This is a genomic window from Collinsella aerofaciens, assembly GCF_040920445.1.
Classification (GTDB): Bacteria; Actinomycetota; Coriobacteriia; order Coriobacteriales; family Coriobacteriaceae; genus Collinsella; species Collinsella aerofaciens_BH.
Window position 1 is genome coordinate 1 of the sequence record NZ_JBCOTQ010000038.1, and the last position, 23,206, is coordinate 23,206.

Here is a 23,206-nt window from a genome sequence, read left to right on the forward strand (position 1 = left end):
CGGTGGCCATTATTCGGTGACCGGGATTGGTCAAAATCGTTTGACTATTAGCGGCTAAAATCGCCCGGCGCTAACAACGAGGTTCTCTCCAACCCTAAGTACAGACGTTTTCAACAAGATATACCAAAGTGGATGTAGGCAGATTCAGTTTGGCCTCGAGTCATACAACCAAAGAGTTCTTGATCTAATGAAGAAGAACACGAGAGTTGATTGGATTGATCGCAATATCCATGATTGTCTCAATGCGGGTATTCCTGTTCATCTATTCTTTATGATTGGCTTTCCGACCGAAACTAAAGAAGAGGCTCTGAACACCTTAGCTTATACAGAGAATTTTTTGAATTATTCAAAACAGGTATGTGGTGTTCCATATTCCACGAGAGGATTTACGAATTTTGGTCTCGTTATGGGGTCGGATGTTTGGAATCATCCCGATAAGTATGGTGTCTCTGTAATGCCGAAGTCCCAATATGAGGATTTGCGCCTCGAAGTGGATTATGTTTCAGGCACTGGTTTAACTTTAAATGAAGCAAAATCCTTATCTGATGAGCATCATATTGATTTTTATATGCAAGAGGTCATAAACGGTAGCGACACAATTGACTTGCCCCAGCGGCTTCATATTTCAGAGGTGACCTGGATCCTAGATTCTATTCACGCTGTCAGGTATAAGGGACATTTGACCAAAGTAAAGCGACGGCCAACTAGTCTAAATCCAGCTGATCGAATCTGGCTGGATTCCAAGACCTCTGTCGTGCTCGTTGAGCCATTTGCCTACTTCTATAATTCTGAATACCATCATGTCTATGCTGTTTCCCAGTTGGTATACCTTAAGTTGGCCCGTTTATTGGAGGCCGATTGTAGCATTTCTCTTATTCTTGATCAGGGCGACCTCGAGCTGACAAGGGCGATAGAAGAACTGTTGCATTATGGATTGCTGAATACAAATATCGATGCCGATTATGTAATGCACGATAATGGTTTTCAATTGGTTAAAAGTTCGTTTGTTAAAGAAGTCGGACGCTCAAAAGAGGGGTTAAGAGTACTGCTGAGTTGTGCCACCCATAGAATGTGTGCGGTTAATGATTTTTCGTTCGCTTTGCTTTCGTTGTTTGAAAAGCCGATTACTAAGAACGAGGTGCGAGACATTTTGAAAAAAGAGGGACTATCGACAAACGAGGAGCAATTAAACAAGTTGGTTGATAATTGCATGAAAGCAGATATACTACAATTAATTAGATAGAGGAGGTTTCTGCATGGACGTTATTAATAAAGATCTCTTGGAGCAACTGAAAGAGTCTCAGGAAGAGGGCGTCGTGGTAGAAGTGTTCGACTTTGAGGACTACATGGATAAATTCTGCCATTAGTTTCGGAATTTACTTGCCTCGCTTAAAGGAGAAGTCGATTATCGATTTCTCCTTTTTTAATTAAAGATATTTTTGAAATACATGCTCTTAGCACAGGTTGGCCTCTCAGTAAACTGGGAGGTTGCTTTGGCTAGTTAGAGATATGTGAACGACCGTTAGACTGAATCTCAGGGTAGAAGGGGCCTCCAGTGTCCAGATCAACAAGGCAATGCTGCGTTTCGGCTAATAAGAACGATGGCTTTTTGCGTGTGGCGGCGGCGTCGCCGCAGATTCGCGTCGCCGATGTCGAGGGTAATGCCGAGGTTGCGCTGGCGGCTGTTCGCGATGCTGCCGAGCGCGGCGTTCGTGCTCTGGTGCTGCCCGAGCTCAACTTGTGCGGCTATACCGCAGCCGATCTGTTCCATAACCGTACATTACTGCATGCCTGCGAGGCTGCTCTGGTGCATATCCTCGATGAGACTCATGAGCTGCCGATTGTCTTTACCATCGGTCTTCCCGTTGCAGTTGCCGAGAATATCTACAACTGCGCTGCCGTGTGCTGCGCGGGCGAGCTTTTGGGTCTTACGGCCAAGAAGTATCTGCCCAACTATGGCGAGTTCTATGAGCGTCGCTGGTTTGCTCCATCGCCTGCGGATCCCGTGTGGGTCGAGTTTGCCGGTCAGGGTCCGGTTCCGCTGGGTTCGGGGCTTGTCTACCGCTGCTGTGATGAAGGTGCCGAGGATATGGTGCTGGGCGTTGAGGTCTGCGAGGACCTGTGGGTGCCGGCGCCCCCTTCGACCGAGATGGCGCTTGCCGGTGCGACGGTGATCCTCAATCCGTCGGCTTCGGACGAGATTATCGGTAAGGCGGATTACCGCCGCAGCCTAATCTCCAACCAGAGCGCGCGCCTGTACTGCGCCTATGCCTACGCGGACGCGAGCGAGGGCGAGTCCACGACCGACATGGTCTTTGCGGGCGAGAACCTCGTCTACGAAAACGGCTCCAAGCTCGCCGCGACCAAACTGCTTACCTGCGATATGGCCATCGCCGACGTTGACCTTGACCGCCTGGTTGCCGAGCGCCGTCGCTCGACGACGTGGACGCGCACCGACGATGCGCCGGAGGCCACGGCCGTTGAGTTTTCGTTTGAGGGCGTGCTGGCCGAAGAACCTGTCCTGCGCGATGCCTGCGATATCGACCGCGTTTTCCCGCGCGCGCCCTTTGTGCCGGCCGACCACGGCGACTTGGCCGAGCGCTGCGAGACGATCCTCGGTCTGCAGACTGCGGGCCTCAAGATCCGCCTCGCCCACACAGGTACCAAGGCTGCGGTCATCGGCCTTTCGGGCGGCTTGGACTCCACGCTAGCGCTGCTTGTGACCGTGCGTGCCTTCGATGCACTGGGGCTGTCGCGCACGGGTATCACGGCGGTTTCCATGCCCGGCTTTGGCACGACGCACCGCACTAAGTCCAATGCCGAGTCGCTCGCTCGTGACTTAGGTGTGAGCTTCCGCGAGGTCTCAATCCATGCTGCCGTGGAACAGCACTTTAAGGATATCGAGCATGATCCGGCCGTGCAGGACGTGACCTACGAGAACAGCCAGGCGCGCGAGCGTACGCAGATTCTGATGGATCTGGCCAACCAGGCTGGCGGTTTTGTCATCGGCACGGGCGACCTGTCGGAGCTGGCGCTCGGCTGGGCTACCTATAACGGCGACCACATGAGCATGTACGCCGTCAACGCGAGCGTGCCTAAGACGCTTGTGCGCCATCTGGTGCGCTATGCGGCCGATGTGTTTGGCGGGCGTATTGCCGAGACGCTGCTCGACATCCTCGATACGCCGGTGTCCCCCGAGCTTCTGCCGCCCACGGGCGACGGCGAGATTGCGCAGAAGACCGAGGATTTGGTGGGCCCGTACGAGCTGCACGACTACTTTCTCTACTACCTGCTGCGTTTTGGCTTTGAGCCGGGCAAGATCTACCGCATGGCGCTCAAGAGCTTCGAGGGCGTCTACGACGCCAAGACTGTCTACACGTGGCTACGTACGTTCTACTGTCGCTTCTTTGCCCAGCAGTTTAAGCGCAGCTGCCTGCCCGATGGTCCCAAGGTGGGCTCGGTGACGCTCAGCCCGCGCGGCGATTGGCGTATGCCGAGTGACGCTAGCTCGCGTCTGTGGCTTGCGCAGATCGACGCGCTCAATCCAGTTGACTAAGGTTGGCTAAATTGAACCAATACGGGGGTTGCAAGCGTTACACTTTTGCAATCTGATGGCCCGTATCGCGCGGCGCTCTTGTCGGAGCGCCGCGTTTTTTATATCGAAAGGTGGCACCATGCAGGCATCACAGCGTCTCGACCGCTTTGGCGCGGAGGTCTTCGCCTCGCTCAACAACAAGCTTCTCGCGCTGAAGGCTCAGGGCAAGACCATTTACAACATGAGCGTGGGCACGCCCGACTTTAAGCCGTACGACCACGTGGTCGAGGCGCTCACGCAGGCAGCCCAAGATCCCGAGATGTGGAAGTATGCCCTGCGCGACCTGCCAGAACTCAAGCAGGCCGTGTGCGATTACTATGAGCGTCGCTTTGGCGTTTCGGGCATTACGCCGTCTATGGTGCAGTCGTGCAACGGCACGCAGGAGGGCGTGGGCCATTTGGGCCTGGCCCTGCTCGATCCGGGCGACACCATTCTGGTTCCCGATCCGTGCTATCCGGTCTTTGAGGCGGGTGCCAAGATCGCCGATGCCAAGCTCGAATACTATCCGCTGGTTGCCGAGCATAATTACCTGCCCTATGTGGCGGGTATCGATCCCGAGGTGGCCGATCGTGCCAAGTATATGATCGTGTCGCTGCCCGCGAACCCGGTCGGCTCGGTGGGTACGCCCGAGGTCTACGAGGAGATTATCGCCTTTGCTCGCGAGCATGATCTGTTGATCGTTCATGACAACGCGTACTCCGACATCGTGTTTGACGGCGAGCCCGGCGGCAGCTTCTTGCAGTATCCCGGTGCGCTCGAGGTGGGCGTCGAGTTCTTCTCGCTTTCCAAGTCGTTTAACGTCACCGGTGCCCGCATCGGCTTTTTGGTCGGTCGCGAGGATGTGGTCTCGGCCTTTGCCAAGCTGCGCGGCCAGATCGACTTCGGTATGTTCTTCCCGATCCAGAAGGCTGCTATCGCCTGCCTGAACGGTCCGCGCGATGAGGTCGAGGCGCAGCGTCTGAAGTACCAGGAGCGCCGCGATGCCCTGTGCGACGGTCTCGAGGGTCTGGGCTGGGAGCGTCCCAACGCGCATGGATCTATGTTTGTATGGGCCAAGCTTCCCGGTGGTCGCACCGATTCCATGGCGTTTTGCGAGGAGCTTATGGAGAAGGCCGGCGTTGTGGTGACGCCGGGCGCGAGCTTTGGCCCTTCGGGCGAGGGGCACGTGCGCATGGCGCTGGTCCTGCCGCCCGATCAGATCGCTTTGGCTGTCGAGGCCATTCGCGAGGCAGGCCTGTATTAGAAACCTATTTCGACTCGTCAATAGCTCGAAACCGATTTCGTGCAGTTATTTTACGAATTCTGCAAACAATTTCGGTAAACGGTCGATTTTTGGCTGCGAATAGGAGCATAATCAAAGTCCCGATTGGATGTATTGGGATTACGGCAAGCCGCTCGGGTCGTTCCCGGGCGGCTTGTTTGTGGAGAGAGATGGGAGTTTCTAATGGTTAACGAGAAGAAGGTCGCTATTGTCGGCTGCGGTTTCGTCGGTTCGTCTTCGGCGTTCGCGCTGATGCAGAGCGGTCTGTTCTCCGAGATGGTCCTCATCGATGTGGACAAGAACCGCGCCGAGGGTGAGGCCCTGGATATCGCGCACGGCATGACGTTTGCCGAGCCGATGAAGATCTACGCCGGCGATTATTCCGATGTCGCCGACGCCGCCATGATCGTCGTCACTGCTGGCGCTGCCCAGAAGCCCGGTGAGACCCGCCTGGACCTGGTCAACAAGAACGTCAGCATCTTCAAGTCCATTATTCCCGAGATTAAGAAGTCCGGCTTCGACGGCATTCTGCTAATCGTCTCCAACCCGGTCGATGTTCTGACCTACGCCGCCATCAAGATGTCCGGCCTGCCCGAGGGCCACGTCATCGGTTCCGGCACCGTGCTCGACACCGGCCGCCTGCAGCAGATGCTTGGTGCCCACGTCGAGGTTGACCCGCGCGATGTCCAGGCCTATGTCATGGGCGAGCACGGTGACTCCGAGTTTGTCGCTTGGTCCAGCGCTCAGGTTGCCGGCGTTCCGCTGAACACCTTCTGTGAGCTTCACGGCCATCTGGAGCATGAGACTGCCGAGAAGCGCATCGCTGAGGACGTCAAGAACTCCGCCTACACCATCATCGAGAAGAAGCACGCCACCTACTATGGCGTCGCCATGGCCGTCAAGCGCATCTGCACCGCCGTTATGCGCGATGAGCAGACCGTTCTGCCTGTCTCCTCGCTCATGGTGGGCGAGTATGGCCTGTCCGATCTTGCCATCTCCATGCCGACCGTCGTTGGCCGCGACGGCGTTGTCTGCCGCGTCCCCGTGCCGCTGAACGATGACGAGCAGCATGAGCTCACCGTCTCCGCCAAGGCCCTCAAGGACATCATCGACAGCGTCGATTTCTCCTGCTAAATCAAGCTCGCTAGAGCGAAAAGCTACAATGAAGGCGTCCGGGTCCACACGGCCCGGGCGCCTTTTTGGTGCAAAGTAACCTGACCCCAATGCACCATCCCAATGCACCATAGTTGATGGGAGGGCCATGTCGGATTCGCCTAATTATTTGACCTATGCCCAGACGGTGTTTGATCCGTTTGAGGAGCGGCCGTTCTGCGCGGTGGATAGCCTCGTCTTTGCGTGGTTGTCCTATTTGCGTTTGCCGGGTGATATGGCGGAGCTGACGAACTGGCAGGGCCTTGACGTACGCGAGCTGCTGCGTGCCGAGTGCTACCGGGACATGATTGACGACTTGTGGGACCCGGAGGGGAGCAGGGCCTTGTTGGAGGCCGTGGCAGCAAGTCCTCGCTACCGTGGCGTGCACGTTTGCGGCTATCGTGCTGTGAGCGATGTGGTGGCGACGGAGCAGTTTGCAGCCATGACGTTCCGGTTTCCGGCGAGGTTTAGCTATCTTTCCTTCCGGGGGACCGACAGCACGATTGTGGGCTGGAAAGAGGATTTTAACATGGCGTTCCGGTGTCCTGTGCCGGCCCAGGAATCCGCGGCGCGTTATGTGGACGAGGCGGCGGATGCGATCGACGGGCCGCTTTTGTGCGGAGGTCATTCCAAGGGCGGAAACCTTGCGGTGTACGGTGCGGCGATGTGCTCCGATGTCGCCCGTGAGCGAATCGAACGGGCGTATTCCCATGATGGTCCGGGCTTCGTCGAGGAGTTTCTGAACGGCAACGCCTTTGCCGATCTTTCCGGTCGAATCGACAAGACGCTACCTCGGTCGTCGATCTTCGGCATGATGTTCGAGACACAGGAGGACTATGCCATCGTTGAGAGCACCGAGTTCAGCCTGCTGCAGCACAATCCCTTTAGCTGGGTGGTTGATGGTTGCGACTTCGTGTACTGTGAGCGCCTGTCTGCCGGTGCTCGATACGTTGATGGTTCCATTCGCGAGATGCTGCTTGCAGTGTCGCCTAGCGAGCGCGAGCGTTTTGTAGATGCGTTGTTCTCCGTGCTTGAGGCTACGGGTGCTGAGCGGTTTGCGGATATCGCTGGGAATCTGCGCGAGAGCCTGCCCGTGATGCTCCAGACTGCGCAAGGCTTTGACAAGGATACGCGACGCTTTGTCTCGCAGACTATCGTTGCGATTCTTAAGTGTGCGCTTCTGCCCAAACGTCCCCAGATCGACATGCCCGCTGCCGGCAAGAGCTTGGCAGAACAGCTCGAGGCTTGGCAGTCCGAGCTCCTGCGCTAACCATTGGTGCAGAGCAACCTGTCCCCGATGCACCAATCTTCGATGCGCCTGGGGCGGGCTCGACCGCTATACTGGTTCGTGCTCAATTCAATCTAGAACGGAATGCCGTATATGAAAATCAATCACGCGATTCTGCATATCCTGGACTTTGACTCTGCCGTCAACGTCATGAGCCAGCGAGAGCTCGATATCGAGAGCCGTACCGTGCGCAACTTCGTGACCACGCATCTGCGCCGCGCACGCACCTCGGCCGACAATAAACGCGCCACGTTTGCCGAGAACTCCGCATTCGGCGGCGAGCTCAAGGGTTATTTCTTTGGTGAGCGTGAGTTCGTGGACCTGTCTCAGCAGATTGCGGAGTTCATCTCTTCCGAACTTACCAAGGCCGAGAAAGCCGAGTCCACTGACGTGCTTGTGGCGGACTTTGATGACGATGAGGATGCCCGCTGGTTTGCCGTGATGCTGCTGGGCTCCAAGCAGGCTTTTATGCACGAGGTAGGTCGCGAAGAGGGCGAGGTGCGCAACGACATTGCGCGCCACTACGCCATTCTGCCGAATCCCTCGCAAAAGGTGCCGAGCTATGCAATCGTGCGTGCAAGCACCATGGAGATCGGCTATGTGGATAAGAAGCGCAAGATTGCCGGCGAGGATCGCATGCTCATTCCCGATGGCCTGCTGCAGTGCGACACGGGGGTATCGGGCAAGGAGGTCATCGACACCGTGACGCGTGTGGTCGAGGAAGTCGCCGAGGAGCACGGTGCCAACACGGCTGTAGCACTCGCCAAGGTTAAGGCTGCTGTTGCCGAGAAAGTTGAGGATGACGAGGAACTGCCCCCTTGGGATATCGTCGATGAGGTCTTTGAGGACGAGCCGGTTATCAAGGAGAGCGTGCGCGCGGCACTGACCGAGGAGAAGGTGCCTGAGCGTGTGCCCGTGGAGCGCAAGCAGGTCGAACGCGCGGCGGTGCGCAATCACAAGATTCGTACCGATACGGGCATCGAGATCAGCTTCCCGGCAGAGATGGGTTCGAATTCCGAGTACATTGAGTTCGTCAATGAGCCCAACGGCCTCATTTCCATCGAGCTCAAGAACATCGGAAGTATTGAGAATCGATAAGCTGCGCTTGGACGTTGCAGAAAAACAAAGGCCGAAGCCCTTCGGGGCTTCGGCCTTTTTTGTTTTCGGCTTGGTTGCTGACATTGCGCCGCAGGTTGAGCATACGCCAGCGAAAACGCGGTTTGTCAAAACCGCGTAACTATTAAAGTTGACGTAAGCCCTCTTCCAGGCCGGTCTTGCTGTCGGTCTTCTCATCGCGCATCTTGATGACGCGGGCGGGGACACCGGCCACGACGGCGCCGGCGGGGACGTCCTCGACGCACACGGCACCGGCAGCCACGACGGCGCCCTTGCCCACGCGCACGCCCTCCAGGACCACGGCGTTGGCGCCGATCATGACATCGTCCTCGATGATGACGGGCGTGGCGCTGGCGGGCTCAACGACGCCTGCCAGTACGGTGCCGGCGCCGATGTGGCAGTTCTTGCCCACGGTTGCGCGGCCGCCCAGGACGGCGCCCATATCAATCATAGAGCCTTCGCCAATGACGGAGCCGATGTTGATGATGGCGCCCATCATGATGACGGCGCGGTCGCCGATCTCGACGCAGTCGCGGATGATCGCGCCCGGCTCGATGCGGGCGTTGATGCCCTTAAGGTCGAGCATGGGCACGGCAGAGTTGCGACAGTCGTTCTCGACGTCGTAGTAGTCGATGGAGTCGGCGTTGACGTCGAGGATTGCCTTGAGCTCATCCCAGTCACCAAAGACGGTCTTGCCGCGGCGACCGCCGTAGACGTGTGCATTGCCCCACTGGACCTTCATGCCCGGCTTCTCGCGCACGTACAACTTGACGGGCGTCTTTTTGGGCGCGGTGGCGATGTAGTTGATAATCTCCTGTGCATCCATCTCGGCTGCGTTACTCATTTGCTATCTCTCCTTTGGGCGGATTCGGTTGACACCTGGTTAGACAAACATGACCTGGTCGAACGTATAGAAGCCGGGTTCGCGGGTGACGAGCTTCTGCGCGGCTGCCAAGGCGCCGTTGACGAAGATCTGGCGGCTCGTGGCGCGGTGGGTGAGCGTGACCTCCTCGTCCTGGCCAAAGAAGCTCACCTCGTGCACGCCGGCGACGGTGCCGCCGCGCAGCGAGTGCATGCCGATTTCCTTGGAGTCGCGCACGCCGCACATGCCCTCGCGTCCGTAGACGGGGTGGTAGCCTGCCTCGGGTTCGGCCTCGACTACGGCGTCGAGCAGCAGCTTGGCGGTGCCGCTGGGGGCGTCGACCTTTTGATTGTGGTGCGTCTCGACAATCTCGCAGTCAAAGCCGGGCAGCTCGCGCGTGGCCTGGGCCACTAGATGACGCAGGGCTGCGATGCCGATGGAGTAATTGCCCGAGTGCATAACGCGGGTGTTCTGGCCCAGCTCACGCAGACGGTCCATCTGCTCGGGCGTATAGCCCGTGGTGCCCGAGACCAACGCGGCACCCGTGCGCTCGACATAGACGACGACGGCATCGAAGGTCACGACGTTCGAGAAGTCGATGATAACGTCGGCCGCCGGGGCGCTCTCGAGCTCGGACAGATCAAAACCGATCTGGGCGACGATATCAAAAACGGGCTGCCCGCCGGCGTCGACAACGCCCTCGGCGGTGGTGCGGATGAGCGAGCCCATGCGGCCCGTTCCCATAATGACGGTCTTAATCAAGCAGACCAGCTCCCTTCAGAGCATCGGTAAGTGCGGCTCGCGTGTCGTCTGCCATGGGGCACAGCGGCATACGGTAGTTTGCCTCGATCATGCCCATCTGGGCGAGCGCTTCCTTGACGGGGATGGGGTTGACCTCACTAAAGAGGGCATTGATGAGCGGCTGGCCAGCAATTTGGATATCGCGGGCACGCGCCACGTCACCGTCCAAGTAGGCGCGGCACATGTCATGCACGAGCTGCGGCTGCACGTCTGCCCACACGCTGATGGTGCCCGAGGCGCCCAGGCTCATGAGCGGTACGGTAAGCGCGTCCTCGCCCGAGTACATGCGGAAGTCGTCTGACAGCAGGTGGGCGATCTTGGCCGCGTAGGCGACGTTGCCCGAGGCCTCCTTAATACCCATGATGTTGGGGTGCGCGGCCAGGCGTTCTACGTTGCGCTCGCTGATGCCGCAGCCACAGCGGCCGGGGATGTTGTACAGGATGCAGGGGATGTCCACGGCATCGGCGACGGTCTTAAAGTGCTGATAGATACCCTCTTCGTTGGACTTGTTGTAGTAGGGGGTAATGAGCAGCAGGCCGTCGGCTCCCAAGCCCTGGTAAGTAAGCGACTTGGTGAGCATGGTCTGCGTGGAGTTGGAGCCCGAGCCGGCAATGACGGGGACGCGTCCTGCAACATTCTTGACCACGGCGGCGACGACGGAGTTATCCTCGTCGTCGGTCATCGTGGCGCTCTCGCCGGTGGTGCCCAGGGTGAGGATGGCGTCGGTGCCGTTTTGCAGGTGGAAATCGATAAGGCGCTCGAGTGCGTCAAAGTCGACACTGCCATCCTTTTTAAACGGCGTGACGAGGGCGACGATTGAGCCCTCGAGATTGCGGATGTCCATGTTCTTCTCCTTCGCGTCCGCGATCTGGATGCGTTTGTTCCATTGGGCGGCGACTGTCAGGCGCTCGTCTTGGGCGCGACGGCGGGCACTTTCGGCGCGCGACTTGGCCAGCAGCTCTCGGCCGCTCGGCAGCACGTCGAGCGTGGCAAAGTAATCGCCCGGGCGCTCGGCGCGGCGGATGAGGTCGGCCGAGCCGTCGGGGCGCAACAGGACCTCGGCGGAGCGCAGGCGTCCATTGTAGTTGTAGCCCATGGAGTAGCCATGCGCGCCGGTATCGTGGATCACAAGCAGGTCGCCCATGTCGATATGCGGCAGCTCGCGGTCGATGGCGAACTTGTCGTTGTTCTCGCACAGATTGCCCGTGATGTCGTAGGTGTCCGTGACGGGCGCTGTGGTCTTGTCGTCGCCACCCGGCTGGCCCATCACCGTAATGTGGTGGTAAGCGCCATACATGGCAGGACGAATCAGATCGACGGCGCTTGCGTCCACGCCGATATAGTCCTTGTAGATCTGCTTCTCGTGGATGGCCTTGGTGACCAGGCATCCGTAGGGGCCCATCATAAAGCGACCCATCTCGGTGCAGATCGCCACATCGCCCATGCCGGCAGGAACCAGGATCTCGTCGTATGCCGCGTGTACTCCCTCGCCGATGACGCGAATGTCGTTGGCCTGCTGCTCGGGCAGGTAGGGGATGCCGACGCCGCCGGACAGATTGATGAAGGCGACGTGTGCGCCGGTCTCGCGCTCCAGGCGTACGGCAAGCTCAAAGAGGATGCGCGCGAGCTTGGGGTAGTAGTCGTTGGTGACAGTGTTGCTGGCAAGGAATGCGTGGATGCCAAAGTCCTCGGCGCCCTTGGCCTTGAGCATGCGGAAGGCCTCGAAGAGCTGCTCGGTGGTCATGCCATATTTGGAGTCGCCCGGGTTGTCCATGATGCCGTTGGAGAGCTGGAACAGGCCGCCTGGATTAAAGCGGCAGCTGACCGTCTTGGGGATGGGCCCCGCAACACGCTCAAAGAACTCAATGTGGCTGATGTCGTCAAAGTTGACGATGGCACCCAGCTTGTCGGCGAGCTCAAAGTCGGCAGCCGGCGTGTCGTTGGACGAGAACATGATGTCGTGTCCCGTGATACCCAGCGATCGGGCGATCATGAGCTCGGTATAGCTCGAGCAATCGCAGCCGCAGCCGTATTCGTTGAGAATGGAGATGAGCGCCGGGTTGGGGTTGGCCTTGACGGCAAAGTATTCCTTAAAGCCCGGGTTCCATGCAAAGGCGTCGCGCACTTCTTGCATGTTGCGGCGGATGCCCGCCTCGTCGTATAGATGAAACGGCGTGGGGAACTGCTCGACGATATGCTCGAGTGTCTCCTTGTCCACAAACGGCTGCTTGGCCGCATATGCCTCGTTGGGGGTCAATGCCATGTCCCGTAAACCTCGCTATCCAGACGGCGCCATCTGCGCATCGAATCCGCATAGCGTGGACCCAATGTCCGGATAGCGCTCCCGCATTGCTGCAGACAGTCCTGTGGGTGTTTCCCACAGGCCCACCAGGTTGTTCGTGCCCGAAAAACCCAGTTCGGCGGGTTTCGCCTCCCCACGGGGTCAAAGCCTGCCGGCTCGCCCGCGGCTCTTCGTGCCCGCGCCTCTATCAAGTGGTAAAGACCCTATCACGTTGCACTTTACCAAACAAGAGTATTCGTATATAACGTTTAAAAAATGCAGCAATATGCTGGAAACATGTGTGCCACAATCCTGTATCACAATAAGTTGCAACAGATGTGCCTCACGAAGGGATTCTCTATGACCGAGCTCCAAGAACTCCGTCGCTATCGCCGCGATCTCCATCGCATTCCGGAGCTCGATTTCGATCTTCCGCAGACTATCGCCTATATCGAGGGCGTGTTGGCGCCGCTCGCTTGCGAGGTGACCCATCCGTGTCCCAGCTGCGTCTGCGCTTTCTTCGACGCTGGCGTTGGTGCCGCGCGTGCCACGGCGATTCGCGCCGATATGGATGCGCTGCCCATCGCGGAGGCGACGGGAGCGGCCTTTGCCTCGATCCATCCCGGCAAGATGCACGCTTGCGGACATGACGGACACATGGCCATGGCACTTGCCGCCGCGACGTATGTCGACCGTACGATTCGCGAGCAGCCGGGCGCCATTAGGCGCAACGTTCTCTTTGTGTTCCAGCCGGCCGAGGAAACGACCGGTGGTGCCAAGACGGTATGCGAGAGCGGTGTGTTCGAGCGCTATGGGGCTGACCGCATTTTTGGCTTCCATGTGTGGCCCGATCTGCCTGCCGGCACGTTGGCGAGTTGTTCCGGTCCGCTGCTGGCGCGTTCGAGTGAGACACACATTCATATTCACGGGACGAGCATCCATATCGCTAAGACCTATGGCGTTCCGGTCGAGGAGTCGCACGATGCGGCGCTGGCGGCTGCCAAGTTCTTGGTTGCCGAGCGCGAACTGATGGACGAGCTGGGCACCGACGAGCCCTGTATCGGTAAGTTTGGTCTGCTGCAGGCCGGTACGGTTTGCAACGCGGTGGCGGGGGAGGCCCATGTGGCCGGAAGCCTGCGTGTGTTTACGGACGACATGTTCGACCGGGCGCGCGAAGGCGTGCGCCGCGTGCTGGACGATGCCTGTGCCGCAACGGGCTGCACGTATGATCTTGACTTTGCCGAGGGCTATCCGCCGGTCGACAACGACCCCGAGTTGTTTGCCAGCGTCGCGCCTGCCTTGCCCGGGCTGCAGCTTGTGGAGGAACCGCTGCTGATCGCCGAGGATTTCGCGTTCTATCAACGCCATCTGCCGGGCGTGTTCTTCTTGCTAGGCATGGGCGTGCCAGAGGACCAAGACAACCCGAGTGATTCGGATGGCTGCCCCGCCTATGCAACAAGCGCTCTGCATACCGATAGCATGCTCTTCGACGAGGAAATCCTACTCAAAGGCCTCGATGTCTACAAACGATTACTTTCGCTTGACTAAGGCGTGAAGGACTATTTGTTCTAGAAAACACGAACAAACGTACGATATAATAGAGATGTAAGTCTATAGAAACGTTTGACGTTACTAACGTAAGGCGATACTATGATTGCATCGTATAAAGATGAGGATACCGAACGCTTTGCCATGGGTGTGCGGGTCAGGAGGTTCGTGCCCTTTGAGCGTGTTGCGTTGAGGAAGATTCGCCAACTGCAGGTTTGTGCTTCGCTTGATGATCTTCGCGTTCCACCGGGCAACCGCCTGGAAGCTTTGAAGGGCGATCGTGCCGGTCAATATAGCATCCGTGTTAACGAGCGCTATCGGGTCTGTTTTGAGTGGAGACAGGAGATGGCTTGGAATGTCGAAATCGTCGATTATCACAAGTGATGAGACTTCGGCCGATTTGCTGTCGCCGGTGACTCCTGGTGAGCTTCTCAAAGAGGAGTTTCTTGTTCCCATGGGCATTTCTCAATATCGCCTTGCGAAAGAGACTGGGATTCCGGCTCAGCGTATCGGGCAGATTGTCTTGGGAAAACGTCGCGTGACGGCCGACACCGACCTCCGTCTTTGCCGTTATTTTGGCCTGACGGATGGTTATTGGCTGCGCGCTCAGGTGGCGTTTGACCTTGAGGCCGAGAAAAGGCGGATCGAACCGGAACTCGACAAGATCGTTCCTGTTCAGCAGGCTATCGCACTGTAGTGCTCAAAGATGATGGGGGGTGGCGCGGCGATGGAACGACGCCGACAGTCTGCCGTATATAGTCCGGGTGGATGCGGGTGCGGTTTGCTGCTGCTTCCGGTCATCGCTGTAAGCATTGGCGTGATGTTTGTGCTTGCTGGGCTGGCTGCGGCGGCATTCGTGCTGTTTATCACTGCCATCGGCGTGACGATTTGGCTTTATCGCAGTCGTGAACAGCGCCGCGCCGACGGTAAGACCAATGTAGGATGGATTGCCTTTTTGGTCATCGCCTACCTGCTGAGCATCAGCTATTTGGCCTTCTTTATCCTGTTGCTTGTGAGCACCTTTACCGGGGAATCCGTCACGGTGGGTTGATGCGCTGCCAGCAGACGGTCGCGCAAAGTGCGTTTGCTCGGCGTTTGGATAACTGCATTGGCCGTTTACCGCAGCCTTAGCTCTCAGCTAATGAATTCAAGTTCAATCCTTCCTACGATGTGCTGTGTGCCGGCACGGTAGCCGGATCGTAGGAAGGATGAATAATGGCAAAAGAGGGAAAGAAGCCGATCGGCAAGATTGTCCTAGGCATCATCGTGGTGCTGGTTATTGTCGGTGTCGTGGGCTCTATGGGTGGCAATTCAACCGATTCGCCTGCGAGCGATTCGGCAAAACCTGCCGAGGCGACACAGCAGGCTGAGGAGCAAAAAGAACCGCAAGAACCGTATACCATTGCTGACGAGGCTGAAGACACTTCCAATCAGTTTGCCTATAAGATCACGGGCACGCTGACCAATAACACGGACAAGGAAAAGAGCTACATTCAGATTGAGTATGTTCTGTATGATGCCGATGGCAACCAGGTTGGAACGGCTCTTGCAAACACCAATCATCTGAAGGCGGGCGGCTCCTGGAAGTTCGAGGCGCTGGGTACGGTGTCTCCCGACCAGGTTGCTAGCTGGGAGCGTTCGGACGTAAGCGGTTTCTAGCATGTTGCATGCACTGGGGGAGGTGAAGTCGTATGCCCGATAAAAAACTGACCGAGGAGTTGCTCAATGAGCTTCTCGATGCGCCGAACATCGATGGCTATATCAGGGAGCACGACTTTGCCGCCCCGTCGCTTTCGGACTACCTGAAGCAGCTGCTGCAGGAAAAGGGCTTGGAGCGCTCGCGCGTGGTTCGTATGGCCGATCTCAATGAGACCTTTGGCTATCAGATCTTTACCGGCGCGCGTCATCCGAGTCGCAACAAGGTGCTGCAGATTGCCTTTGCGATGGCGCTGACGCTCAAAGAGACCAACCGTGCGCTGACGGCTGCCGGGGTAAGCGTCCTTAACTGCAAGGACCGCCGCGATGCGATTATCATCTTTTGCATCGATCGCGGGTGCAGTCTCCAAAAGGTCAACGAGGAACTGTATCGCTTTGGCGAGGAGACGGTGAGTTAGCGGCTGATATCTGAGCCGGTAGAGCTGTCGAACAACGATGCAAACGAACGGGGCGCGGATGCCATGGGGTGTCTGCGCCCTGCGCTATGATGGAGGCTATGGATACTCAGAGCCCAACATATTCCGATGACGAGCTGACCGCAGCGCTTGCCGAGCACCTGGCGTCGCTCGATCGCGACGACAGCTATCGCGTGGAGCGTGTACTTAAGCGCTCGTCCGTTGAAGCAACCGAGCTCGTGTACTTTGAAGGAACCGGCGGTGGTTCGCTCGGCCCCTTTGTCCGTAAACGCATCGATGCTTCGGCTCAAATCGGCGGGGCATACGAGCGTCTGTTTACCGCTCAGCGGGCAGGCAGGCGTTTTGAGCACCTGCCCAGAATCGTCGATTGTCGTCGTGTGGGCGACGAGCTCAACGTGGTTATGGAATACATCGAAGGGGAGACGCTCGGGGCGCTGGTGGACCGTCTGGGAGCCACCCCCGATTATGCGCGTGAATTGTATCCTGCCCTATGCGATGCCGTGGGCGAGCTCCACGCCGGTTTTGCAATAGCGGGGGAGACGTCGGCGCCGGTGATCCATCGCGACCTCAAGCCGTCGAATATCATCGTGACAGGTGCCAACTATACGCCTGATGACGGCCTGACATTTTCATCGCTGGTGATTATCGACCTGGGGATCGCGCGCGTATGGCGCGATGGCGCCGATGCCGACACCGTCAAGTTTGGGACACGGCCCTATGCGCCGCCCGAGCAGTATGGGTTTGGGCAGACGAGTGTGCGCAGCGACGTCTACGCACTTGGCGCTCTGTTGTTCTTCTGCTTGACGGGAGTCGACCCTAAACCAGGGCTCGACATGCGCGAGCAATGCGAGGCGCGCGGCATTCCCACTCCACTTGCCGATGCCGTCTGCATGTCGATGGCGCTCGATCCGGCCAAGCGTTTTGCGAGTGCGGAAGCGTTGGGACGGGCGACGCGCGCGGCATACGATCTGAGTCGCCCCGTGCGGCCTCCTGCGCCTGCGCCTGTCCGTACTCCAGACTCGGAGACGGCGTTGACGCCCCAAGGGCTCCAGAACCCCGCAGGGCTTCCTAGGCCTGCCGCCTCCGCGGCATGCGGCCTGCTCTCTCGCGTTCCGGAGTCTCTGGGGCGCATTTGGAATACGCTCGTCTGCTTCTCGTTGCTTGTGTTCTTTGTCGGAAGTCACTTTGCCGTCTTTCACCCCACCGGAGCAAACCAAAGCTACCCGACGTGGCTTCTCATAATCGAGTATTTTTTCTTTGTCGATGGCCTTATGGTGCTTATGCATTTTGCGCTGTTCGATAAGCGCCGTCTTCGTCGGCGATTCGCACTGCTCGACAGCTATCGCGGCAAGAAACTCGCGAAACTCTGGCTCAAGGCATTGGGTGTGCTGCTCCTATGCATGATTGTCATAGTCGCGGTTGCCAATGCGACCGGCGTCGTCGATACTTCCGCCACCTAAAAGAAAAGGGCCCCATTGGGGCCCTTTGCAGTTGCACTTAGATGCGGTTCATCTGAGCGGCGACTTTGTTGTACCAGTCCTGCCACGTGGGCGGGCAGTACTTTTTGGCCGCTGCCGGGGTAAGGGTGGAGCCGTAGTTGGCGCCCAGATAGGCAACGTGAGCGGAGATGCCCTCGCTCCAGCTGCCAAAGCTGCGCCAACCGCCGCCACGTGCACTCCAGCCCCAGGCGTTGTAAGAATTGGCGCAATAAGCACCCTTGGTGCTCTCGATGCAGGCGATGGCGGGGGACCAACGGGGGTCGACACCGGTATTCCAAGCGGCGACGGCAAAGTTATAGCCTTGGCCTGCCATGGGGGAGCCGGCGAGATAATTGTCGATGCGGCCTGTCCACTCATTAATGAACGAATCGTAATCGGAGCTACCAGTATTGGAGCTGTTCACCGTGGTGTCGATGGTGGTGTTGGTGTTGGTGGCCTGGCTGCTGGAATTGCTGCCGCTTACGCCCTCGCCCGAGAGCTTCTCGGCGGCAGCGGCCTTATCGGCCTCAAGCTTGGCAAGCTCGGCGGCATTTTCCTGCTCGGCTTTTGCCTGTGCCTCGCTGCGGAGCTGCTGGGCCTGCGCCAGCGCATCCTCGGCGTTTTTCTGCTCTGCTTCAAGCTGAGACTTGGCCTGCTGGAGCTCGGCCTTGTTCTGCTCGAGTTCGGTTTGCATGTTATTGAGCTCTTCGATCTCGTCGACGCTCGAGCTCGTGATCTGGTTGGTGTATTTGCAAGTCGTGATGAACTCGCCCAGGCTCTGCGCATTGACCAGGAAGCTCACGATAGGATTGGTGCCCTTCTGATACTTGTACAGATCGCGCATGGCGGAGCTTGCCTTGGACTGCTGCTCGGGAAGCTTAGCCTCGATTTCCTCGATGCTTGCCTCATTGGAATCAATCTGCTTTTGCAGGTCATCGAGTTTGGTGCGGGCGTCGTTGTAGGCGCTCGTGGCGGCTTCAATCTTCTGCTGGGCTGCGGAAAGCTGGTCCTGCGTTGCCTGCGAGGCGGCATACGCCGCAACGGGGGAGAGCATCGGCGTGGCCGTCAGCGCAACGGCGAGCACGGCGCTCGTGATGATACGAGCCGGCTTCGACGCAATGAGCGCTGCGGTGCGATGATTCGAATGCTGCATCCAGTCCCTCTGCAATCAATCGTAGGTTATGGTTCGAACGGTATTCTACTACTGCTTTCGACCTCAACTTGAACCTTAAAGGTTCCAAAGGGTCAAGTTGAACTTGAGGCTTTGGCTTTGACCTGCAGTTATGATGAATTGTTGAGAAACCATAGAGTTCAACTTTAACGTTACAGAGCTCTGTTTGAGAGGGGTTTTGGGCTGTAAAAGCCATCTCAACGTGGGGTTTTATAACTACAGCGTGCCCTTCTGGCGAGCCTGCTCAATCTCTTCGAGGGCCTCGGCGGGGGTGAACGAACAGGTGCCGTCGCCGAGTTTGATTACCTGGATATCGTCGCCGGCGTAGACCTCTCCGCCCTTTAGTACCACGCCAAAAACGCCCTCGTGGGGAAAGATGCAGTCGCCGGCGAGATAGTAGATGGCACAGCGTGTGTGGCAGACCTTGCCGATTTGGCTGATTTCGACAAGCACCTCGCTGCCAAGCTTGAGCTGTGCGCCCAAGGGGAGCGAGAGCAGGTTGATGCCCCGGGTTGTGAAGTTCTCTCCGAAGTCACCCTTGCGCACATCGAGTCCGCGGGCCTGCGCCGTCTGGATGGACTCTGCGGCCAAAAAGGAAACCTGACGGTGCCAATGCCCGGCGTGTGCGTCGGAGGCGAGGCCAAATTGCTCTATAACGGTGTCGTGTCCATCGGCGACGGGCGACTTGCGCGTGCCCTTGTGTGCCGACGTGTTGATCGAGACGATGCGGGCGGGTCCGTTGTAGGCGTCGTTTGCCGTGCACAGGGGAGCGGTCGCTTTCGCACGTTCCGCCAGCTCGCGCTTCGCGGCATTGAGGATAGGATTATCGGTCGGATGGTCTTGGGGCACGTGTGCGCCTTTCGCTCGAAGATGTCAATACGCTGAATCCTACAACAACGGTAGGTTCATTGCCCATTGTCATACAACGGTGAGCGCCGTCTTCGTGCTGGCCTTCGTGCTGGACGATTGCGTCGATTGCCATAGATACGGTGGAGCTTTGGGCGCCGGCGGCTTGGCACGCTAGAATAAATCAGTTGCGCAAAGACCGCCCGTTGTGTGGGCAGTTCATGATAGGAAGTTTCCATGGCATTGCAATTTACAGAGCGCGAGTTCATTCCCGTGCTGCTCGGTGGCGACATCAACGCCTATTCGGTGGCGCGCGCCTTCTACGAGGAGTACCAGGTCAAGAGTCTGGTCTTTGGCAAGTATCAGACGGGTCCCGCGTACCGCAGCCAGATTATCGACTACACGCCCAACGTGGATATCGACACCATGCCCGTGATGCTCAAAACCGTCAACGGCATTGCCCAAGCGCATGCCGATAAGACGATTGTCCTTGTGGGTTGTGGCGACAACTATGTCGCTCTCGTGGCTCAAGCCAAGGATGCCCATGAGCTGGCGGATAACATCGTCGCTCCCTACGCGCCCTACAGCATGCTCGAGCAGTGCCAGAAGAAGGAGATCTTCTACGAGCTGTGCGAGAAGCATGGCGTGCCCTATCCGCACACGTTTACCTTTGCCAAGGCGATGCTCAATGCCCAGGGTGAGGCGCCTGCCGAAGTGCTCGACCAGATCGATTTTCCTTACCCGATGATTCTGAAGCCTTCTGACGGCATCATGTGGTGGCAGCACGAGTTCGAGGGCCAGAAGAAGGCCTATGAGATTGCCGACCGCGCCGAGCTGGAACAGGTCATTCGCGATTCGTATGCCAGCGGCTACACCGACGACCTGATCTTGCAGGATCGCGTGCCCGGCAACGACGAGTACATGCGCGTGCTCACCAGCTATTCCGACCGCAACGGCAAGGTGCGCATGATGTGCCTGGGCCATGTGCTGCTCGAGGAGCATCAGCCTCACGGTGTCGGCAACCACGCCTGTATCATCACCGAGCCCAATGACGAGCTCATGGGCGGCGTGCGCAAGTTGCTCGAGGACCTTCACTTTGTGGGCTATTCCAACTTTGACGTTAAGTACGACGAGCGCGACGGCTCGTTTAAGTTCTTCGATTTCAACACGCGCCAAGGCCGCAGCAACTACTACGTCACCAACAGCGGCTTTAACGTTGCCAAGTATGTGGTGGACGAGTATGTGTTCAACCGCCCGTTTGAACCGGAGTTTGTGACGGCGCAGGACGAGGCGCTGTGGATGGTCGTCCCCATGGGCGTCGTCGACAAGTACGTCAAGGATCCCGAGCTGCGCGCTAAGGTGCATCGCCTGGACAAGGAAGGCAAGGGCGCCGACCCTTCGTTTATGAAGGGCGACTTTGTCTTTAACCGCTGGCTGCGCATGTGGCACACCAAGCTGCGCCACTTTAAGCTGTTCAAGACGTATTACAAGTAGATGAGCGCGGCGCCCGTCCGGTTTACATCGGGCGGGCGCGGGTATGATACGCGCAATTGCGCAAGCGTCACCAAGGAGGCGGCGATGGAAAAGCTGGGAGTTATCGGCGGCATGGGCGCCGAGGCCACGTCGTATTACTACGACCAGGTGGTGCGTCATACGGCTGCTGCCTGCGATCAGGAACATATCGACATGGTGGTACTCTCCAAGTCGACCATGCCCGACCGCACGTTGGCCATTAAGACCGGCGAGCATGCTAAGCTGCTGGCGACCATGAAAGAGTGCGCCCAGGCACTCGAGTCGCTGGGCTGTGCACACATTGCCATTCCCTGCAACACGTCACACTACTTCTATGACCAGATCCAGTCGTTTACGAAGGTGCCGATTATCCATATGCCGCGTGAGTCGGTGCGCTATGCTCTGGCTGGTGCGGTGATGGGGGAGTGCGAGTTCGACCCCAACCTGAGTATGCCTGCCGAGCCGGTGCACAAGATTGGCATCATGGGCACCGACGGAACCGTGGGCGCGGGCGTCTACGGCCGCGAATGTAAGGCTGCGGGTGTTGAGGTCGTCTATCCCAGCGAGAAACGTCAGAACGATGTGATGTCGCTTATCTACGATGATGTGAAGGCCGGACGTGAGCCCGATATGGATAAGTTCGACCGCGTGATGTGGGAGTTCGCCCGTAGCGGCTGCGACCGCGTCATTCTGGCCTGCACCGAGCTCTCGGTGCTACAGAAGTACCGAGAGATGCCCGAGATCACCCTCGACGCCATGGATGTCCTGGTGCGCGAATCCATCATCCGCAGCGGCGCCCCCTACCGCCTCTAGCTTTCGACCTGTCAAAAAGGGACAGGTTAATTTTGGCAGGTTTTATCTGGTGAAACAGTAAAGGCCTCGGCTCGTTTGGTGCGAGCTGAGGCCTTTTGCGTTGGGCGGTTGCTGTCGGTGGTGAACTAGAACAGGAAGCCGATGGCGATGAGGGCGATGCTGACGATGAGCACGGCGATGTCCAGACCCTTGATGGGATAGCGCTTGTACGAGCTGGCGCGCGTACGCAGATAGAAGCCGCGCTGTTCTGCCGCCAAGGCTGTGGCATCGGTCTTGCCCACGCTCGAGATGAGCAGTGGCACGCACAGTGGCAGCATGAGCTTAAGCTTCTTGATGGGGTTCTTGGTGTCGTACTCGACGCCGCGTGCGGTCTGCGCCTCCATGATGGCGTTCATCTCCTGACCAAACACCGGCACAAAGCGCAGCGCCGTGGTAAAGGTGAAGGCATAGCGATACGGTACGTGCAGCACCTCGACGCAGGCGTTGGCAAGGTCGTTGAGCTTGGTCACCATGAGCATGAGGATGAGTGGTAACGCCACACCCAGTAGGCGCAGACAGGCCTTCGATCCTGTGATGAGGCCCGTGTCGGTGATAAAGCCCCACACCACGTTGCCATCGCGCATAAAGGCCAGCTGGAGCACCAGCATGATAAGCGCGAGCGGGATCAGCAACTTGAGCAGCGAGAACAGACGGTCGACGACGCCGGCATAGGCACCCAGCGCAAGGGTGAGTGCCAAAAAGCCCAGCAGCGCCACGTAGGTGTCGGACAAGAAGATGCCGACGATGATGGCGGCGGCGAGGCCCAGTTTGACGACGGGGTTCAGGCGATGCAGTAGCGTATCGCCCGGCATGTAGTCGATGACGTTAACCACGGTGGACCATCTCCTTGGTAATTCGAACGACATCGGTGACCTCGCTCACCTGCGCAAAAGCGGGCGAGACGGAAGATGCCAGACGGCGCGAGAGTTCAATAACCTGGGGAGGCTCCACGTAGGCATGCTGCATGAGTTCGATGTTCGAGAATAGCTCGTGCGTGCGGCCGCGGTCGAGGATGCGACCGTCGGCCATCACCACAATGCGCTCGGCAAAATCCGAGACGACTTCCATATCGTGGCAGACCATGATAACGGCGCAACCGCGCTCGGCCATGGTGCGCACCGTTTCCATGACGGTCATGCACTCGCGGTAATCAAGGCCGCTCGTGGGCTCATCGAGTACGACGATCTTGGGCTCAACCACTACGACGGAGGCAAGCGCCACCATTTGTCGCTGGCCACGCGAAAGCGAGAACGGCGCCTCATCGGCAGGCAGGCCAAAGCGGTCGATGACGAGTTGGGCACGACGCAGAGC

21 protein-coding genes, 1 pseudogene and 1 riboswitch are annotated in these 23,206 nt (G+C 58.2%); of the genes and pseudogenes, 15 read left to right on the forward strand and 7 right to left on the reverse strand.

Features of this window, described 5'->3' with window-relative positions; genetic code table 11:
• Positions 1 to 100: 100 nt before the first annotated feature.
• The 6 genes and pseudogenes from AB5405_RS06865 to AB5405_RS06890 all read left to right on the forward strand — a co-directional run.
• Positions 101 to 1,243 (forward strand): annotated as a pseudogene (locus AB5405_RS06865) (radical SAM protein); the annotation flags it as partial.
• Positions 1,244 to 1,555: 312 nt separating this feature from the next.
• Positions 1,556 to 3,556 carry an NAD(+) synthase gene (locus AB5405_RS06870; protein ID WP_368137984.1) on the forward strand — a complete coding sequence of 667 codons (2,001 nt, stop codon included), beginning with the start codon at positions 1,556 to 1,558 and terminating at the stop codon, positions 3,554 to 3,556.
• 118 nt (positions 3,557 to 3,674) lie between these two features.
• Positions 3,675 to 4,838, forward strand: coding sequence for a pyridoxal phosphate-dependent aminotransferase (locus AB5405_RS06875; RefSeq protein WP_006234344.1), 1,164 nt, complete (start codon positions 3,675 to 3,677; stop codon positions 4,836 to 4,838).
• A gap of 201 nt (positions 4,839 to 5,039) precedes the next feature.
• Positions 5,040 to 5,990, forward strand: a complete 951-nt coding sequence (locus AB5405_RS06880; RefSeq protein WP_368137985.1) for an L-lactate dehydrogenase — start codon at positions 5,040 to 5,042, stop codon at positions 5,988 to 5,990.
• A 127-nt stretch (positions 5,991 to 6,117) separates the two neighbouring features.
• Complete coding sequence (locus AB5405_RS06885; protein ID WP_368137986.1) at positions 6,118 to 7,278, forward strand: DUF2974 domain-containing protein; 1,161 nt, start codon at positions 6,118 to 6,120, stop codon at positions 7,276 to 7,278.
• A gap of 111 nt (positions 7,279 to 7,389) precedes the next feature.
• Complete coding sequence (locus AB5405_RS06890; RefSeq protein ID WP_022094136.1) at positions 7,390 to 8,394, forward strand: nucleoid-associated protein; 1,005 nt, start codon at positions 7,390 to 7,392, stop codon at positions 8,392 to 8,394.
• A 142-nt stretch (positions 8,395 to 8,536) separates the two neighbouring features.
• Here AB5405_RS06890 and dapD read toward each other — a convergent pair whose 3' ends face one another.
• Genes dapD through dapA form a run of 3 tightly spaced genes read right to left on the reverse strand, consistent with a single transcriptional unit; the run spans position 8,537 to position 12,338 of the window.
• Positions 8,537 to 9,256: a 2,3,4,5-tetrahydropyridine-2,6-dicarboxylate N-acetyltransferase gene (gene dapD / locus AB5405_RS06895; RefSeq protein ID WP_368137987.1), complete on the reverse strand. Its 720-nt coding sequence runs from the start codon at positions 9,254 to 9,256 to the stop codon at positions 8,537 to 8,539.
• A 39-nt stretch (positions 9,257 to 9,295) separates the two neighbouring features.
• Positions 9,296 to 10,036: a 4-hydroxy-tetrahydrodipicolinate reductase gene (gene dapB / locus AB5405_RS06900; RefSeq protein ID WP_368137988.1), complete on the reverse strand. Its 741-nt coding sequence runs from the start codon at positions 10,034 to 10,036 to the stop codon at positions 9,296 to 9,298.
• Positions 10,029 to 12,338, reverse strand: coding sequence for a 4-hydroxy-tetrahydrodipicolinate synthase (gene dapA, locus AB5405_RS06905; RefSeq protein ID WP_368137989.1), 2,310 nt, complete (start codon positions 12,336 to 12,338; stop codon positions 10,029 to 10,031). The genes dapB and dapA overlap by 8 nt, the downstream gene beginning before the upstream one ends.
• A gap of 65 nt (positions 12,339 to 12,403) precedes the next feature.
• Positions 12,404 to 12,572, reverse strand: a riboswitch (Lysine riboswitch).
• A gap of 144 nt (positions 12,573 to 12,716) precedes the next feature.
• Between dapA and AB5405_RS06910 the strand changes: the two genes are divergently transcribed.
• The 7 genes from AB5405_RS06910 to AB5405_RS06940 all read left to right on the forward strand — a co-directional run bounded on the left by AB5405_RS06910 (position 12,717) and on the right by AB5405_RS06940 (position 17,496).
• A complete protein-coding gene (locus AB5405_RS06910) occupies positions 12,717 to 13,904 on the forward strand; it encodes an N-acetyldiaminopimelate deacetylase (protein ID WP_368137990.1) in 1,188 nt (395 codons plus the stop codon).
• A 102-nt stretch (positions 13,905 to 14,006) separates the two neighbouring features.
• Positions 14,007 to 14,288 carry a type II toxin-antitoxin system RelE/ParE family toxin gene (locus AB5405_RS06915; RefSeq protein ID WP_006234335.1) on the forward strand — a complete coding sequence of 94 codons (282 nt, stop codon included), beginning with the start codon at positions 14,007 to 14,009 and terminating at the stop codon, positions 14,286 to 14,288.
• Complete coding sequence (locus tag AB5405_RS06920) at positions 14,260 to 14,601, forward strand: HigA family addiction module antitoxin (RefSeq protein ID WP_050766086.1); 342 nt, start codon at positions 14,260 to 14,262, stop codon at positions 14,599 to 14,601. The genes AB5405_RS06915 and AB5405_RS06920 overlap by 29 nt, the downstream gene beginning before the upstream one ends.
• Before the next feature lie 84 nt (positions 14,602 to 14,685).
• Positions 14,686 to 14,955, forward strand: coding sequence for a hypothetical protein (locus AB5405_RS06925; protein WP_368137991.1), 270 nt, complete (start codon positions 14,686 to 14,688; stop codon positions 14,953 to 14,955).
• A 164-nt stretch (positions 14,956 to 15,119) separates the two neighbouring features.
• Positions 15,120 to 15,563, forward strand: a complete 444-nt coding sequence (locus tag AB5405_RS06930) for an FxLYD domain-containing protein (RefSeq protein WP_368137992.1) — start codon at positions 15,120 to 15,122, stop codon at positions 15,561 to 15,563.
• A 32-nt stretch (positions 15,564 to 15,595) separates the two neighbouring features.
• A complete protein-coding gene (locus tag AB5405_RS06935; RefSeq protein ID WP_117635411.1) occupies positions 15,596 to 16,018 on the forward strand; it encodes an XRE family transcriptional regulator in 423 nt (140 codons plus the stop codon).
• 98 nt (positions 16,019 to 16,116) lie between these two features.
• Positions 16,117 to 17,496, forward strand: a complete 1,380-nt coding sequence (locus AB5405_RS06940) for a serine/threonine protein kinase (protein WP_368137993.1) — start codon at positions 16,117 to 16,119, stop codon at positions 17,494 to 17,496.
• A 37-nt stretch (positions 17,497 to 17,533) separates the two neighbouring features.
• Here the strand turns inward: AB5405_RS06940 and AB5405_RS06945 are convergent, their stop codons facing one another.
• On the reverse strand, positions 17,534 to 18,667 hold the full coding sequence (locus AB5405_RS06945) for a coiled-coil domain-containing protein (RefSeq protein ID WP_368137994.1): 1,134 nt from the start codon (positions 18,665 to 18,667) through the stop codon (positions 17,534 to 17,536).
• A 234-nt stretch (positions 18,668 to 18,901) separates the two neighbouring features.
• Positions 18,902 to 19,534, reverse strand: a complete 633-nt coding sequence (locus AB5405_RS06950) for an MOSC domain-containing protein (protein ID WP_368137995.1) — start codon at positions 19,532 to 19,534, stop codon at positions 18,902 to 18,904.
• A 234-nt stretch (positions 19,535 to 19,768) separates the two neighbouring features.
• On the opposite strand from AB5405_RS06950, the gene AB5405_RS06955 reads away from it, so the two are divergent.
• Both AB5405_RS06955 and AB5405_RS06960 read left to right on the forward strand, forming a co-directional pair.
• On the forward strand, positions 19,769 to 21,025 hold the full coding sequence (locus AB5405_RS06955) for a carboxylate--amine ligase (protein ID WP_368137996.1): 1,257 nt from the start codon (positions 19,769 to 19,771) through the stop codon (positions 21,023 to 21,025).
• A gap of 84 nt (positions 21,026 to 21,109) precedes the next feature.
• Positions 21,110 to 21,856 carry an aspartate/glutamate racemase family protein gene (locus AB5405_RS06960; RefSeq protein WP_040358337.1) on the forward strand — a complete coding sequence of 249 codons (747 nt, stop codon included), beginning with the start codon at positions 21,110 to 21,112 and terminating at the stop codon, positions 21,854 to 21,856.
• Positions 21,857 to 21,981: 125 nt separating this feature from the next.
• On the opposite strand, the gene AB5405_RS06965 is transcribed toward AB5405_RS06960, so the two are convergent.
• Both AB5405_RS06965 and AB5405_RS06970 read right to left on the reverse strand, forming a co-directional pair.
• The gene (locus AB5405_RS06965; RefSeq protein WP_022094111.1) at positions 21,982 to 22,728 is read right to left on the reverse strand and encodes an energy-coupling factor transporter transmembrane component T family protein; all 747 of its coding nucleotides are present in this window, start codon (positions 22,726 to 22,728) and stop codon (positions 21,982 to 21,984) included.
• Positions 22,721 to 23,206, reverse strand: a 486-nt coding sequence (locus AB5405_RS06970) for an ATP-binding cassette domain-containing protein (protein ID WP_368137997.1), incomplete at its 5' end; no start/stop codon positions are given. The genes AB5405_RS06965 and AB5405_RS06970, both read right to left, overlap by 8 nt.